The 15,481-nt window shown below is 59.9% G+C and carries 11 protein-coding genes; 2 read left to right on the top strand and 9 right to left on the bottom strand.

The features are described from left to right. Window positions 1-5: 5 nt before the first annotated feature. The 6 genes from GHN92_RS08415 to betI form a co-directional block, all read right to left on the bottom strand. Window positions 6-1,343, bottom strand: coding sequence for a TldD/PmbA family protein (locus GHN92_RS08415; RefSeq protein WP_094999805.1), 1,338 nt, complete (start codon window positions 1,341-1,343; stop codon window positions 6-8). Continuing rightward, window positions 1,343-2,785 (bottom strand): TldD/PmbA family protein, encoded by a 1,443-nt coding sequence (locus GHN92_RS08410; RefSeq protein WP_153379880.1) that lies wholly within the window; start codon window positions 2,783-2,785, stop codon window positions 1,343-1,345. Before GHN92_RS08410 ends, GHN92_RS08415 begins: the two co-directional genes overlap by 1 nt. A gap of 132 nt (window positions 2,786-2,917) precedes the next feature. Continuing rightward, on the bottom strand, window positions 2,918-3,613 hold the full coding sequence (locus GHN92_RS08405; protein WP_094999807.1) for an RraA family protein: 696 nt from the start codon (window positions 3,611-3,613) through the stop codon (window positions 2,918-2,920). 292 nt (window positions 3,614-3,905) lie between these two features. After that, complete coding sequence (betA, locus tag GHN92_RS08400; protein ID WP_094999808.1) at window positions 3,906-5,609, bottom strand: choline dehydrogenase; 1,704 nt, start codon at window positions 5,607-5,609, stop codon at window positions 3,906-3,908. Between the two features lie 141 nt (window positions 5,610-5,750). Continuing rightward, the gene (betB, locus tag GHN92_RS08395) at window positions 5,751-7,223 is read right to left on the bottom strand and encodes a betaine-aldehyde dehydrogenase (protein WP_094999809.1); all 1,473 of its coding nucleotides are present in this window, start codon (window positions 7,221-7,223) and stop codon (window positions 5,751-5,753) included. 109 nt (window positions 7,224-7,332) lie between these two features. Then, on the bottom strand, window positions 7,333-7,926 hold the full coding sequence (gene betI, locus GHN92_RS08390; protein WP_094999810.1) for a transcriptional regulator BetI: 594 nt from the start codon (window positions 7,924-7,926) through the stop codon (window positions 7,333-7,335). A gap of 476 nt (window positions 7,927-8,402) precedes the next feature. On the opposite strand from betI, the gene GHN92_RS08385 reads away from it, so the two are divergent. Then, window positions 8,403-10,340 carry a BCCT family transporter gene (locus GHN92_RS08385; protein ID WP_232527653.1) on the top strand — a complete coding sequence of 646 codons (1,938 nt, stop codon included), beginning with the start codon at window positions 8,403-8,405 and terminating at the stop codon, window positions 10,338-10,340. Between the two features lie 125 nt (window positions 10,341-10,465). Here the strand turns inward: GHN92_RS08385 and choV are convergent, their stop codons facing one another. From choV to GHN92_RS08370, 3 genes are all read right to left on the bottom strand, one after another. Continuing rightward, entirely contained in the window at window positions 10,466-11,644 is a 1,179-nt protein-coding gene (choV, locus tag GHN92_RS08380) for a choline ABC transporter ATP-binding protein (protein WP_094999812.1), read from the bottom strand. Next, window positions 11,641-12,486, bottom strand: coding sequence for a choline ABC transporter permease subunit (choW, locus tag GHN92_RS08375; protein ID WP_094999813.1), 846 nt, complete (start codon window positions 12,484-12,486; stop codon window positions 11,641-11,643). Before choW ends, choV begins: the two co-directional genes overlap by 4 nt. Before the next feature lie 68 nt (window positions 12,487-12,554). Next, complete coding sequence (locus tag GHN92_RS08370) at window positions 12,555-13,502, bottom strand: choline ABC transporter substrate-binding protein (RefSeq protein ID WP_153379878.1); 948 nt, start codon at window positions 13,500-13,502, stop codon at window positions 12,555-12,557. Window positions 13,503-13,861: 359 nt separating this feature from the next. On the opposite strand from GHN92_RS08370, the gene GHN92_RS08365 reads away from it, so the two are divergent. Further along, window positions 13,862-15,238 (top strand): L-serine ammonia-lyase, encoded by a 1,377-nt coding sequence (locus tag GHN92_RS08365; protein ID WP_095019591.1) that lies wholly within the window; start codon window positions 13,862-13,864, stop codon window positions 15,236-15,238. The last annotated feature ends 243 nt before the right edge of the window (window positions 15,239-15,481 follow it).

The following is a 15,481-nucleotide window of genomic DNA, read 5'->3' as shown; positions in this document are numbered from 1 at the left end:
AGGTGTTACAGCGTCAGCGTGAGCTTTTTGACCAATGCCCCCGGCAGCAGATTTGACGCCGTCTGGCGTTGGTCGTAGGTGCTGGCCGACAGCAACAACTCACGCTCGGCTGTCAGCGCTTCCAGTTGTGAACCCAGCAGACTATAGACGCTGTCATCAAAGCGCATGGTGTTGACCGGGGCCTTTATCTCGCCGTTTTCCACCCAGAAAGTGGCAAAGCGGGTCATGCCGGTCAGGCGGGCGGCCGGTTGGTCCGAGTAGTTCAGGTACCACAGGTTGCTGATATACAACCCGGTGCCCAACTGCTTGAGGATGTCGGCCTGCACCAGGCTCCCTGCCGCCATCGCCAGTGCGCTCGGGGCTTCGCCCTCCGGTGCGCCGTTGACCTCAAGGCCATACTCGGCGGCACTGCGAGAACTCACCAGTTGCTGCTCGGCCTTGCCGTGTTTGACCAGCGACAAGTCCTGACGCGGATACCCCTCGCCGGAAAACGCCGGGCTCAGGGACTGGCTGACCTGCTCGTCAAACGACACCAGCGGGCTCAGTTGCGCATCGCCCGCGTAGAGCTTTTGCAGCGGGCTGGATTTGCTGGCCAGTGCCTGGGCCGAAAAACCGCCCCAGCACAGCATGCTCATCACTTCTTCCAGCGCCGCCGGCGCCAGGTAGGCTCGGTACTCACCGGGCGCCAGGGCATGCAGCGGGCGATCGAGGAAACTCAGTTGCTCGCGGGCCAGTTGCATGCGCCGGGCGAAACGTTCGCTGTCCCAGTCGGCGCCGGCGTAGCTGGCCTTGACCGCCTGACCGTTGCTGTGGAACAAACTCCAGTCGAAATTGAAGCTATTGGCCTGATGCCAGCCAAACGCGCCCTCGGAGCTGGCATAGCCGTAGCTGATCGGGCCGCTGGCATAAAATCCGACCAGATCTACGCCTTTGGATGCACTGCGGATTTCTTCCAGAACCCGGGCCGTGTCCGGCAGGGGCTGGTTCTGCACGTTATGGCTGTTCCACGGCTGCGGGTTGAGCAGTAAATACGGATCGGCGGGCAACAATGGCAAGGTGTCGCGCAGTTGCCGCAGGGCATCGGCCAGGCGCTGTTTGTCGACATTAGGCTCGCCAGCCAGGGTGAGGTTCACATCGGCGTGGCGGCCGTCGTGGATCAGCTTCAGGCTCAGGCTGGCCTGTTGCACCTGTCCGGCCTGACGCACCTTGCCCTTGTTGAAACGGATAAATTCCGATGCTTCGCCGTTATAGCCCAGGGTGAACTGCTCAGGCGCAAGGATCGCTTTGCCCAACCACTCGACCAACCCCTTGAACTGCTCGGCCTGACTCAATGGGGTACTCATCAGGCATCACCTCCAAACACATCGATTTGACTGAACACGCAGGCGGGGGACGCATGGCCCACGCGGATCACCTGGTTGGGTTCGCCCTTGCCGCAGTTCGGGGTGCCCAGCACCTTGAAGGTGCTGGCGTCGCCCACGGCGCTGAGGTTGCGCCAGAACTGATCGGAAATGCCCCGGTAGTTGGGGTTCTTGACCACGCCCTTGAGTTCACCCCCCTCGATCAACTGGCCCCACTCGCAACCGAACTGGAACTTGTTGCGCGCGTCGTCGATCGACCAGGACCGGTTGGTGGCCATCAGAATGCCGCTTTCGATACCGCCGATCATTTGCTCAAGCGACTGATCGCCTGGCTCGATATTGAGGTTGGCCATACGGTCAATCGGTGGCCGGTTCCAGCCGCAGGCGCGGCTGTTGGCCACGCCTTCGAGGCCCGAGCGGAACTGTGACAATGCGCCTCCCAGCGGGCGTAGCAGCAAGCCTTCGCGGATCAGGAACTCCTTGTAGGCCGGGGTGCCGTCGTCGTCGAAGCGGTAGCTGGCGAGCTCCTCGGGGATGGTTGGGTCGAAGGTCACGTTCAGCAGCTTTGAGCCATATTGCAGGCTGCCGAAGTCGCTGGCCTTGACGAAGCTGGTACCGGCGTAATTGCGCTCGTCACCGAGAATGCGATCCAGTTCCAGCGGGTGTCCGATGGACTCATGGATTTGCAGGATCATCTGGTCGGGCATCAGCAGCAGATCGCGTTTGCCGACCGGAGCATTGGGTGCCAGCAGCAATTGCAGGGCCTGATCGGCGACCTGGGGTGCGGCACCGATCAGCCCGCAGCGGCTGATCACATCGGCGCCACCTTGCTGGCCGAAGTTTTCGCGGCCCAGGCTGCGGCTCTGGCTATCGTTGCCGTCATAGGCGGTGACGCCCATGCCCGGGTAAACGAAGCGCTGCGCCCGGCGCAACTCGGCGCCGGCGCTGTTCAGGTAGATTTGCTCGACGTGATTGAGGCCCAGCGAAACCACCCAGCTCACCAGCCGCTCGTCTTTGGGCACGGCGGCTGATTCGGCGCCCAGCAGGGCAAAGCACTCGCTGAGTGAGGGGAATGCCTGGTCAAGATCGGGTGAGAAAAAGTCGGCGCGCTCATGGCACACCGGCTCCTGGCTCAGGTTGAGCAGGGCATGCCCGGCGATCAGCTGGGCCTGGGTTTCGGCGCGATCAAGCGCGGCCTGCAGGCCGGCCTGGGACAGGTCGTTGGTGGCGGCGTAGGCTTCGATACCGCGCAACCGCACGGTGAGCATGGCGCCCTGGTCGTGACTGAATGAGGGAGGCTCTGCGACGTTCTTGCGTACCGACAGGTATTGCCCGGACTCGCGTACATAGCGTAACGAAAAGAACTCGGCCCGGGTGCGCAGCGCGGCAAAGCGCAGCTTGAGCTGAGGGTAGAAATCGAACATGCACAGACCTCCTTGGACTTGGTGGGTCTGTGGGAGCGGGCTTGCTCACGATGCAGGCAGTGCGGTTAACCCGCTGGACCGCGGTGATGCCATCGCGAGCAAGCCCGCTCCCACAGGGGCGCGCGTAGCGTGTTAAACCGGGCAACCCTTGGCGCGCAGGATGGCGTCAAAACGGTCCGGGTCCAGGGTGCCTTCTTTGATTGCCTTGAGCGTTGCCTGTTCACGGGCCAGCAGATCGTGGCAACGGATCAGCAATTCCGGCAGTTCACTGCGCGAAGCCGCAACCACGCCGTCACCGTCGCCGATCATCAGGTCGCCTGGCATTACCAGCATACCGGCACACGAGATGGGGACGTTGATTTCGCCGCCGCCGTCAGTGCTCGGGCCGCGATGTACGCCGCCGATGGCATAGGCGGGCAGTTCACCGGTCTGCCACTCGTCGAGGTCGCGCAGGGCGCCGTTGATCACCACGCCGACAATCCCGGCCTTGAGGGCCATGGCACGCATGATGCCGCCGAACACGGCACGGGTCAGGTCGGCACTGCCGTCGATCACCAGCACATCGCCGGGGCGGGCCATTTGCATGGCTTTGAGGATCATCAGGTTGTCGCCCGGGCGTACACGGACGGTCAGCGCGCTGCCCAGCATCGGGCGGGTACCGTGGAACGGCTTGAGGCCCAGACCACCCACGTTGCGGCCCAGACAGTCACTGACTGCGGCTGCGGGGATCTTGCTGAATTCGGTGAGCCATTTTGGATCGAGAGGTTCTGCGTTTGGATTAATCAGGAAGCCGGTCGGCCATTTGCTCGAAGAGACAACATCAAACATAGAAAACCTCTTGGCCAGGCAAGGCTGGCATGTCGGGTGGGGCGGGGGGGTGTGGCGCGAAGCGAGGCACTAGATTAGGCCTGCGCTGAAGCGGGGGCAAGCGGGGCAAGATGAAACTCAAGAGTTACACAAAATTCGTAGCAGCTGCCGAAGGAGCGAGGTTGCGTCCGGTTGCGAAGCGACCGTGAAACCAGATGACGCGATTCATCCGAAGAACCGCGTAACCTGAATTTACGACGGCTGTGCCGCCGGACGTAGCCTCGCTCCGCTCGTCAACTGCTACGGATAGTGCTTACTGCGCAGTACGGCTCACTTCACGCAGCGGCTTGCCGCGTACCGGCGCGTCGCCTGCGACGTAGTAGTCGGCAGTGCTGCGCGGCTCCGGCTGGCGGCCACGGATCTTGTCGGCAATTTTCTCGGCGATCATGATCGTCGGTGCGTTGAGGTTGCCGGTGGTGATCAGCGGCATGATCGAGGCATCGACCACACGCAGGCCCTGCATGCCATGCACACGGCCTTCGCCGTCGACTACAGCCATTTCGTCGGTGCCCATTTTGCACGAGCAGGACGGGTGGAACGCGGTCTCGGCGTGTTCGCGGATAAAGGTATCCAGCTCTTCGTCGGTCTGCTTGTCGATGCCCGGGCTGATTTCACGGCCACGGAATGCATCCAGTGCTGGCTGCTGCATGATTTCACGGGTCAGGCGGATGCCGTCGCGGAATTCCTGCCAGTCCTGCTCGCTGGCCATGTAGTTGAACAGGATGCTCGGATACTCGCGCGGGTCCTTGGACTTCACATTGATCCGGCCACGGCTCGGCGAACGCATGGAGCCCATGTGCGCCTGGAAACCGTGCTCTTTCACCCCGTTGCTGCCGTTGTAGTTAATCGCTACCGGCAGGAAGTGGTACTGGATGTTCGGCCATTCGAATTCTTCGCGGGTGCGGATAAAACCACCGGCTTCAAACTGGTTGCTGGCACCGATGCCTTTGCCCAGGAACAGCCACTCGGCACCAATGGCCGGCTGGTTGTACCAAAGCAGCGACGGGTACAGCGACACCGGCTGGGTGCAGGCGTATTGCAGGTACAACTCAAGGTGATCCTGCAGGTTCTGGCCAACGCCCGGGAGGTCGTGCACCACCGGGATATCGAGGCTGTTGAGCAGTTCGGCCGGGCCGACGCCGGAGCGTTGCAGCACGGTTGGCGAGCCGATTGCGCCGCTGCACAGCAGCACTTCCTTGCGGGCCTTGGCCTGGATGCGGGTGTCGCTGTCGCCGACCATATAGGAAACGCCAACGGCGCGTTTACCTTCAAACAGGATCTTGTCGGTCAGGGCGTGGGTGACGATTTTCAGGGTCGAACGCTGCTTGGCCGTGTCCAGGTAGCCGCGGGCGGTACTGGCGCGACGGCCGTTCGGCGTCACGGTACGGTCCATCGGGCCGAAACCTTCCTGCTGATAGCCGTTCAGGTCTTCGGTGCGCGGGTAACCGGCCTGTACACCGGCTTCAACCATGGCGTGGAACAACACGTTGTTCCCGGCTTTAGGCGTGGTCACGCTGACCGGACCATCGCCACCGTGGTAGTCGTTGGGGCCGATATCGCGGGTTTCGGCTTTGCGGAAGTACGGCAGGCAGTCCAGGTACGACCAGTCTTCGAGGCCCGGGTATTTCGCCCAGCCGTCGTAGTCCATCGCGTTACCGCGGATGTAGCACATGCCGTTGATCAGGGACGAACCGCCCAGGCCCTTGCCGCGGCCACACTCCATGCGACGGTTATCCATGTGTGGCTCTGGATCGGTCTCGAACGCCCAGTTGTAGCGACGCCCTTGCAGCGGGAATGCCAGCGCCGCAGGCATCTGCGTGCGGAAGTCGAAACGGTAGTCCGGGCCGCCTGCTTCAAGCAGCAGCACGGTGACGCCTTGGTCTTCAGTCAGACGGGTCGCCAGGGTGTTACCGGCAGAGCCGGCACCAATGATGATGTAATCGAATTCTTGGGACATAAATGCACCCTCTTTGAAGTTGTGGCAGAGCTTGTGGGAGCGAGCCTGCTCGCGATTGCATCAGCGCGGTGCAACTGATGCACCGCGTCGCCTGTATCGCGAGCAAGCCCGCTCCCACAGGGTTTATGCGGGCCTGTCGGTTTAGAACACCGAAACGTAGTCGCCCAGCTCTACCTGTACCGATTTGATCTGGGTGTACTGAGCCAGCGAGCTGATACCGTTTTCACGGCCAATGCCCGATTGCTTGTAGCCGCCCACCGGCATTTTTGCGTCGGACTCACCCCAGGCGTTGATCCAGCAAATGCCCGCTTCCAGCTGATGAATCACGCGGTGAGCGCGGTTCAGGTCCTTGGTCACGACGCCGGCAGCCAGGCCGAACTCGGTGTCGTTGGCGCGGCGGATCACTTCTTCTTCGCTGTCGTAGGTGAGGATGCTCATGACCGGGCCGAAGATTTCTTCTTTGACGATGGTCATGTCATCGGTGCAGTCGGTGAACACGGTCGGTGCCACGAATGCGCCCTTGGCCAGATCACCTTCGGTCAGGCGTTCACCGCCGCACAGCAGGCGGGCGCCTTCTTCTTTGCCCTTGGCAATGTAGCCCAGCACGCTTTCCATGTGAGCAAAGCTGACCAGCGGGCCGAAGTTGGTGTTTTCGTCTTGCGGGTTGCCGATACGGATGCGCGCTACGCGCTCCAGAATCTTGGCTTCAAACGCCGCTTTCATGGCCGTCGGGATAAATACGCGGGTGCCGTTGGTGCACACCTGGCCCGAGCTGTAGAAGTTAGCCATCATCGCGGTATCCGCGGCGCGATCCAGGTCGGCGTCGTCGAAAATGATCAGCGGTGATTTGCCGCCCAGTTCCATGGTCACGTCTTTGAGCGACGACTGGGTAGCACTGGCGGTGACTTTCTTGCCGGTATCGGTGCCGCCGGTGAACGAGATTTTCGCGATGCGCGGGTGCTCGGTCAGCCAGGTGCCCACTTCACGGCCGCTGCCAGTCAGAACGTTGAACACGCCGTCCGGCAGGCCCGCTGCGGTGAAGACTTCGGCGAGCTTCAGGGTAGTCAGGGAAGTGACTTCACTTGGCTTGAAGATCATTGCGTTGCCGGCAGCCAGGGCCGGTGCGGATTTCCACAGGGCGATCTGGATCGGGTAGTTCCACGCGCCGATACCGGCCACAACGCCCAACGGCTCGCGACGGGTGTACACGAACGAAGTGTCGCGCAGCGGGATTTGCTCGCCTTCGATGGCGGGCGCCAGGCCAGCGTAGTACTCCAGTACGTCGGCGCCGGTGACGATGTCGACATAACGGGTTTCGGAGTACGACTTGCCGGTGTCCAGGGTTTCCAGGGCGGCCAGTTCATCGTTGCGCTCGCGCAGGATTTCCACGGCGCGACGCAGGATGCGCGAACGCTCCATGGACGTCATGGCGGCCCAGATTTTCTGGCCTTTTTCGGCGCTGACTACAGCGCGCTCGACGTCTTCTTTGGTAGCGCGTTGCACTTGCGCGAGGACTTCGCCGTTAGCCGGGTTGATGGCATCGAAAGTAGCGTCGCTACCGGCGTCGGTGTAGCCGCCGTCGATGTAGAGTTTTTGCAGTTCGAAACGGGCCATAAAATCCTCGCAAGTGCAGACAAGTGGTGGGCGTTAATCGTGAGTCGGGTGCCCTCTAGCTGTGGCACCGCAGATTCACGACAGTTCAGGGGTTAAGCGTTAATTGGGCCTAACTCACCTGTTTCGCCAGTTGTAGATCCATATATTCGTAGCAGATGCGTTGTGCCTGGTCGGTGTCGAAGCCGTCACCGGAAAGGGCACCCCGCAACCATAGACCATCGATGAGCGCTGCCAGGCCTCGTGCTGCATTGCGGGCCTGGGCCTGGGGCAACACCCGGCGGAACTGGCAGCACAGATTGGAGTACAAGCGGTGGTCGTTGATCCGCTGCAATCTGTGCAACGACGGTTGGTGCATGCTGGCCGCCCAAAAGGCCAGCCAGGTTTTCATTGCCGGGCCATTGACCTGGCTGGCGTCGAAGTTGCCCTCGACGATGACCTGTAAATGAGCCCGCGGGCTGTCGTCGCCCAACGCCTGGCGGCGCTCGGTGACGTTGTCGATCAAGACGTTCATCAAGTACCGCATGGTGGCGGCAATCAGACCGTTCTTGTCTTTGAAGTAGTGACTGATGATGCCGTTGGACACACCGGCCAGACGGGCAATCAGCGCAATGCTGGCATCTGCCATCCCGACCTGATCGACAGCCGTCAATGTGGCTTCGATCAACTGCTGGCGGCGTATGGGTTGCATACCGACCTTGGGCATTTCGCAAATCTCCTTGGGCCGGCGGTCAGTGCAAAAACATCACTGAACGGCAGCCAGTCTATTTTGTTTTGATTGAACGTTCAATCAACAAAGAATAAGCTCTGCGACAAATCGTCGCGATTTATGTCGTTTTCCTACGCATGAATGGCGCAAATCGACACGGTAAATTCCCATGGAACCCAAGCAGAAGCAGGCTTTCGCAGGCGCTGACGGGAGATCCAAACAGGCACAACGCATCAGGCCACGCGGGGCAGCCCTTGATTTCAAGGGGACGCACACAGGTTTTGAACGCGGTCTGGGCGGGTCCGGTTTTTTAGCGGTGTCTTTATATCACTCGACCGTTGGTCGCTATCTAGGCGAATGGTCGTGTGGTGCGTTGCCTTAAGTCCTTGTCTCGCACTCCCTGGAGCATCCGTGCAATGAGTTCTGCCTCTCTTATAAAGACCCCACCGCAAAAGGTGACGGTCAACGGTTGGGTGTTTTACACCTCCACTGCCTTGATACTTTTGCTGACTGCCATCCTGATCATTGCCCCCGAAGAAGCGGGCCGTATCCTGGGTGTGGCCCAGGAATGGCTGTCGCGCAGCTTCGGCTGGTACTACATGGTAGTCATCGCTGCTTATCTGATCTTTGTGGTCGGGTTGGCGTTTTCGTCCTACGGAAAATTGAAACTGGGAACGAAACAGGACACCCCGGATTTCAGCTATGGCGCCTGGGCCGGGATGCTGTTCTCGTCCGGTATCGGTATTTCGCTGCTGTACTTCGGCGCATCCGAACCGCTGGATCACTACTTCAACCCGCCTGAAGGCGTGTCGGGCAGCCATGAAGCAGCGCGCCAGGCGTTGCAACTGACTTTCCTGCACTGGGGCCTGCATGGCTGGGCGATTTACGCGCTGGTCGGTCTGGCCGTGGCCTATTTTGCCTACCGTCACAACCAGCCGCTGGCGTTGCGTTCGGCGCTGTATCCGTTGATGGGCGAGCGCTGGGTCAAAGGTGCTGCGGGCCATGCGGTGGACGGCTTCGGTATGTTCGTGACGCTGCTGGGCCTGGTGACCAACCTGGGCATTGGTTCGATGCAGGTGTCGTCGGGGCTTGAGAACCTGTTCGGCATGGAACACAGCAACACCAACCTGTTGATCGTGATCATCGTGATGAGCACCGTGGCGACCATTGCTGCAGTCTCGGGCGTTGAGAACGGCATCCGCCGACTGTCCAACCTGAACATTATCCTGTTCAGTGGCCTGCTGATTTTCGTGCTGCTGTTCGGTCCGACCCTGCATCTGCTCAACGGTTTTGTGCAAAACACCGGCGACTACCTCAACGGTATCGTGATGAAAACCTTCGACCTGTACGTGTACGAAGGCGACAGCAGGAAAACCGAAGGCTGGCTGGGCCTGTGGACTCTGTTCTACTGGGCCTGGTGGATTTCCTGGGCCCCATTTGTCGGGATGTTTATCGCGCGTATTTCCCGTGGTCGCACGGTGCGTGAACTGGTGGCGGGCGTGCTGTTGATTCCGTTGGGCTTCACTTTGGCCTGGTTGTCGATCTTCGGTAACTCGGCGCTGGACCTGGTGGTTAACCACGGTGCCGTGGAGCTGGGTAAAACGGCGCTTGAGCAGCCGTCGATGGCGATTTATCAACTGCTTGAGCATTACCCTGCGTCGAAAGTTGTTATCGGTGTCTCGATCTTTGTCGGCTTTGTGCTGTTCCTGACCCCGGCCGACTCCGGCGCGGTGATGATGGCCAACCTGTCGTGCAAAGGCGGTGATGTGGACGAAGATGCGCCGCACTGGCTGCGGATCTTCTGGTCGGCGGTAATCACGCTGGTGACTATCGGCCTGCTGTTTGCCGGTAACTTTGCGGCGATGCAAACCATGGTGGTACTGGCCGGTTTGCCGTTTTCGGTGGTATTGATCCTGTTTATGTTTGGCCTGCACAAGGCGATGCGCCAGGATACTCTGGTTGAACAGGAACAAGCCGAGCTGGCTGCCCGTGGCCGTCGTGGTTTCAGCGAGCGGCTGACTGCACAGGACCTGCAGCCGACTCAAGCCGTGGTGCAGCGTTTTATGGACAAACACGTGACCCCGGCACTGGAAGATGCGGCGGTACAATTGCGTAGTCAGGGGCTTGATGTGCAGACCCTGCTGGGCAGCGCCAAGCGTTGCATGGGCGTGCGGGTTGAAATGGAAGAAGGTAACCCGTTTGTCTACGAAGTCAGCCTGGATGGCTACCTGGCCGCACCGAGCGAGTCGGGTGAAGACGAAGTGCGCAGCCGTTATTACCGCGCTGAGGTGTACTTGCACAACGGTAACCAGGAGTACGACTTGATGGGCTTCACCCAGGAGCAGATCAGCCGTGACGTGCTCGATCAGTTTGAAAGCCATCGCCAACTCCTTGGCCGCGTATATAGCTAAGAACTGCAAAAGCCCCTCACCCTAACCCTCTCCCGGAGGGAGAGGGGACTGACTGCATGCTGACTCACTATCTCCACAAGTCAGCTCCCTCTCCCTCCGGGAGAGGGTTGGGGTGAGGGTAATGCCTACCCCAGATTCTTGCCCAGCAGCGCGTGATACAGCTCTGTATCCCCCAGTATCCCTACCACTTTGTGATCGTCGTGCAGCACCAGTTTGTTGCCGGTCTGGTAACGGATCTGTAGTGCATCGCGCATGCCGATGCCACTGTCCACCAGGGTTGGCCCACGCCCCAGGCCTTCTACTGCCTGACCGCTTTTCCAGTGTTGCAGGTCCACCACAGCAGCACCCTGGCGCACGCCTTTTATGGTGTTGCCCTCCGCCAGATCAATCCACGAGTCATCCCCCGGGTCGATGCACACCGAGCCATTGATGCGTTTGCAGTTGTCCAGTGTGCGCATCAGGCTGCGTCCGCACAGCACGTTGAGCGGGTTGGTATGGGCAACAAAGGTGCGTACATAGTCATCGGCGGGGTTGAGCACGATTTCTTCAGGCTTGCTGTACTGCACGATCTTGCCGTCTTTCATGATCGCAATGCGGCTGCCCAGCTTGAGAGCTTCGTCCAGGTCATGGCTGACAAACACAATGGTCTTGTTCAGCTTGTGTTGCAGTTCCAGCAGCTCATCCTGCAAGCCCTGGCGGATCAACGGGTCAAGTGCCGAAAAGGGTTCGTCCATCAGCAGGATATCGGCGTCCATCGCCAGTGCCCGCGCCAGGCCAACCCGCTGCTGCATGCCGCCGCTCAACTCATCGGGCTTTTTATTGCGCCATTGGGTCAGACCCACCAGCTCAAGTTTTTCATCCACCAGGGTGCGGCGTTCCTTTTCGGGACGGCCCTGCATCTCCAGCCCGAAGCTGATGTTTTCGCGCACCGTCAGCCAGGGCATCAGGGCGAATTTCTGAAACACCATGGCGATGCGCTTGGTGCGCATCATCTTCAGTTCGGCAGGGGTGCACGAGGCAATGTCTATCTGCTTGCCTTCGTGCTCTACATACAACTGGCCGCGACTGACCGTATTGAGCCCGTTGATGCAGCGCAGCAAGCTGGATTTTCCCGAGCCTGACAAACCCATCAGTACGCAGATTTCACCTTTTTCGATGTCCAGGCTGGCCTTTTCGACGCCAACAATCTGCCCGGTTTTTTTCAGGATCTGATCCCGCGACAAGCCCTGGTCCAGAAGGCCGAGTGCTGCGCGGGGGTCTTTGGCGAAGATCACGTCAACATTATCGAAACGGATAATACTCATGCGTCGGCTCCTGCTTTGGCGTCCGGCTGCTTGCAGATACGGTCGAGCATGATGGCCAGCAGCACGATCGCCAGCCCGGCTTCAAAGCCCAAGGCGATATCGGCAGTGTTGAGGGCATTGACCACCGGTTTGCCCAGACCATCGGCACCCACCAGGGCGGCGATCACCACCATCGACAATGACAGCATGATGCATTGGGTAATCCCGGCGGCGATGCTCGGCATGGCGTGGGGAAGCTCGATACGGGTGAGCAACTGGCGACGGGAGCAGCCAAAGGCCTTGCCCGCATCAAGCAACTCATGGGGGACATCGCGGATGCCCAGGTAAGTCAGGCGGATCGGCGCGGCAATGGCAAATACCACTGTGGAAATCAGCCCCGGCACCACGCCCAGCCCGAACAGGGTCAGGGTCGGGATCAGGTAAACGAAGGTAGGAACGGTCTGCATCAGGTCGAGAACAGGACGCATAAAGGTGTAGAACATGGGTTTGTGCGCCGCGAGAATTCCTAGCGGCACGCCGATGATCACGCATACAAATGTAGCGAACAGCACCTGGGCCAGGGTTTCCATGGTTTCTTGCCAATACCCCAGGTTAAGGATCAGCAGAAACGACAGCGCCACAAAAACCGTGAGCCCCCACTTGCGCTGGATAAAGTGGGCAAACAGTGCAATCAGCCCGATAAACACAAAGGGATTGAACCAGGTCAGGGCAAAGGTCACAGCGTGGATCATGGCTTCCAGCGTGCTGGCGATGGCATCGAAGGTGCTGGCGCCGTGCTGGGTCAGCCAGTCGACGAAGTTTGCAATGTAATCGCCCAGAGGGATTTTTTGATCAATCAGCATGGTAGTGAACGTCCGCATGCAGGGGAATTGAAACGGAGCCGGGCGCAGTTGCCGCCCGACGCCCGCGATTACTTCGCAAGGCTGGCTTTAACGGCCTCAAGCCCGGGTTTGCCATCCACCGTGGTAACACCCGCGAGCCAGCTTTCAAGCACTTGCGGGTTTTGTTTGAGCCAGGCTTTGGCGGCCGCGTCGGGTTTGATCTTGTCGTCCAGCACCTTGCCCATCAGGGTGCTCTCCATGTCCAGGGTAAACACCAGATTCTTCAGTAACTGACCCACGTTGCTGCATTCTTCGGTGTAGCCCTTGCGGGTGTTGGTGTAGATGGTCGCCTGACCATAGTTGGGGCCGAAGAACTCATCGCCACCGGTGAGGTATTTCATTTTGAAGCGAGTGTTCATCGGGTGGGGTTCCCAGCCCAGGAACACCACGTCGGTGCCACGACGCTGGGCGCGGTCAACCTGCGACAGCATCCCCGCCTCGCTGGATTCCACCACCTTGAAGCCGGCGTCCTTCAGGCCGAAGGCGTTTTTGTCGATCATGGTCTGGATCATGCGGTTGCCGTCGTTGCCCGGCTCGATGCCGTAGATCTTGCCGTCCAGTTCCTTGCTGAATTTGGGCAGGTCGGAGAAGTCCTTGAGGCCCTTCTCATAGAGAGCTTCGGGTACGGCGAGGGTGTATTTAGCGTTCTCCAGGTTGGCGCGCACTGTCTCGACGGTGCCCGCGTCGCGGTAGGCCTTGATGTCGTTTTCCATGGTCGGCATCCAGTTGCCGAGAAACACGTCCATGTTCTTGCCATCGGCCAGCGACTTGTAGGTAACCGGCACGGAAATCATGGTGGTTTTGGTTTTGTAGCCCAGGCCCTTGAGCACTTCGCTGGTAACGGCGGTGGTGACGGTGATGTCGGTCCAGCCGACATCCGAAAAATTGACGGTACTGCGTTGCGCCGGTTCTGCTGCCTGGGCGATGACGGGCAGACTCAGCAATGCAGCCAGCAACAACGATGAGGAATGTGTCATGGAGCGACTCCTGTGTGTCCGGGTTGCGGTTTTCGATCGAAAAGCCGCACATATCAGTTGCGGTCGGGCGATGCCCGGCAGGCGTGTTGCCAGCGCATCTTGCAATCGAGTCAGAACCGATCATGTAACAGCGAAAATCAAACGCCTACAGGGGGCGTCGCATCCAGTACAGGCAGGGTCGTATCTAGTACCTGCGAGGTCGTATCTGGACGAATGAGGCTTGAAAACTGTCTTTTTCATACCTCTGCGCCCTATAAAACGTCGGGGGCGCTGGCAGGCAAAGGCGGGTCGTAGCTGGACGTTTTTGCCGACTGCAAACACCCCATGATGCAAGGCATTCACCCCCGAGGTTCGTGCTCATGGCTATCAGCGTGTTTGACCTGTTCAAGATCGGTATCGGCCCTTCCAGTTCCCACACCGTGGGCCCGATGCGGGCGGCGGCGCTGTTTGTGCAGGGCTTGCGTGAACGCGATCAACTGCAACAGGTAAGCCGTATCGAAGTGCAGCTCTATGGCTCGCTGTCGGCCACCGGTATCGGTCATGGCAGTGACAACGCGGTCATCATGGGTTTGATGGGGGAATGGCCGGATGCGATTGATCCGTCCTGCATTGGTTCGCGTATCGCGCAGCTGCGCGAAAGCCGCACCCTGTTACTCGACGGCCATGTACCGATTCCGTTCGACTGGGCGCAGGATATGCGCCTGATAGACGAGAACCTGGCATTTCATCCCAATGCCATGACCCTGGTAGCGCACAGCGGACACGGCATATTGCATGGCGATACTTATTACTCGGTTGGCGGTGGCTTTGTAGTGGATGCGGCGCAAGCGGCCAGTGGCGTATTGGACATGGATCGCACCGAGCTGCCTTACGATTTTAATAGTGCCGTCGAACTGCTGGACCTGTGCCGCACACATCACCTGAGCGTGGCGGCATTGATGATGGCCAACGAACGCATCTGGCGCAGCGAAGATGAAATCCGCTGCGGTCTGATCAAACTTTGGCGCGCCATGCAGGACTGCGTGGAGCAAGGCCTGAAACATGAAGGCATCCTGCCCGGCGGCCTCAATGTACGTCGGCGTGCTGCGCGCCTGCACCGCAGCCTGCTGGAGCTGGGCAAGCCCAATGTGATCGGCTCGACCCTGAGCGCGATGGAATGGGTCAACCTGTTCGCCCTGGCGGTCAACGAAGAAAACGCAGCCGGCGGGCGCATGGTCACGGCGCCCACCAATGGTGCGGCAGGGATCATCCCGGCAGTGTTGCACTACTTTATGAAATTCAGCGATGAAGTCAGCGAAGCGCATGTGGTCGACTACCTGCTGAGCGCCGCGGCGATCGGCATTTTGTGCAAAAAGAATGCGTCGATTTCCGGGGCTGAAGTGGGCTGCCAGGGCGAAGTCGGCTCGGCCTGCGCGATGGCGGCCGCCGGGCTGGCGCAAATCCTCGGCGCCACCCCGGAGCAACTGTGCAACGCCGCTGAAATTGGTCTGGAGCATAACCTGGGCCTGACCTGTGACCCGGTGGGCGGGTTGGTTCAAGTACCCTGCATCGAGCGCAACGCGATTGCCGCAGTCAAGGCGATCAATGCGGCGCAGATGGCCTTGCGCGGTGACGGCCAGCACTTTATTTCCCTGGACCGGGTGATCCGCACCATGCGCGACACCGGTGCCGACATGCACGACAAATACAAGGAAACCTCGCGCGGCGGCCTGGCAGTCAGTGCGGTGGAATGTTGAGCCCCCAAACACCTCTGGGAGCGGGCTTGCTCCTACAGCCTCGGCGCTTTTTCAGCGCACACCGACCCGTTTTGGCGCACTCGTACTTTCGGTGACATTCTGTAACCGAGCAGCTCCTACACCCTTCCCACAAGTGCTACCGATGTGCTCAACAGCCTCGGTCAGCACCTGTGTATCCGTGTTTAACCGTCATTTCCCATCACCCTGCCAGACACATTGCGACGTCGTTTTCAGGCTTTGTTG

It is taken from the genome of Pseudomonas sp. FSL R10-2964 (assembly GCF_009600035.1).
Classification (GTDB): domain Bacteria; phylum Pseudomonadota; class Gammaproteobacteria; order Pseudomonadales; family Pseudomonadaceae; genus Aquipseudomonas; species Aquipseudomonas bubulae.
This window is presented reverse-complemented; position numbering and strand designations above follow the sequence as displayed.

Bases quoted from the DNA above. Each gene is read 5' to 3' on its own strand.
- GHN92_RS08415 (WP_094999805.1), bottom strand. From the start codon at position 1,343: ATGAGTACCCCATTGAGTCAGGCCGAGCAGTTCAAGGGGTTGGTCGAG.
- GHN92_RS08410 (WP_153379880.1), bottom strand. From the start codon at position 2,785: ATGTTCGATTTCTACCCTCAGCTCAAGCTGCGCTTTGCCGCGCTGCGC.
- GHN92_RS08405 (WP_094999807.1), bottom strand. From the start codon at position 3,613: ATGTTTGATGTTGTCTCTTCGAGCAAATGGCCGACCGGCTTCCTGATT.
- betA (WP_094999808.1), bottom strand. From the start codon at position 5,609: ATGTCCCAAGAATTCGATTACATCATCATTGGTGCCGGCTCTGCCGGT.
- betB (WP_094999809.1), bottom strand. From the start codon at position 7,223: ATGGCCCGTTTCGAACTGCAAAAACTCTACATCGACGGCGGCTACACC.
- betI (WP_094999810.1), bottom strand. From the start codon at position 7,926: ATGCCCAAGGTCGGTATGCAACCCATACGCCGCCAGCAGTTGATCGAA.
- choV (WP_094999812.1), bottom strand. From the start codon at position 11,644: ATGAGTATTATCCGTTTCGATAATGTTGACGTGATCTTCGCCAAAGAC.
- choW (WP_094999813.1), bottom strand. From the start codon at position 12,486: ATGCTGATTGATCAAAAAATCCCTCTGGGCGATTACATTGCAAACTTC.
- GHN92_RS08370 (WP_153379878.1), bottom strand. From the start codon at position 13,502: ATGACACATTCCTCATCGTTGTTGCTGGCTGCATTGCTGAGTCTGCCC.
- GHN92_RS08365 (WP_095019591.1), top strand. From the start codon at position 13,862: ATGGCTATCAGCGTGTTTGACCTGTTCAAGATCGGTATCGGCCCTTCC.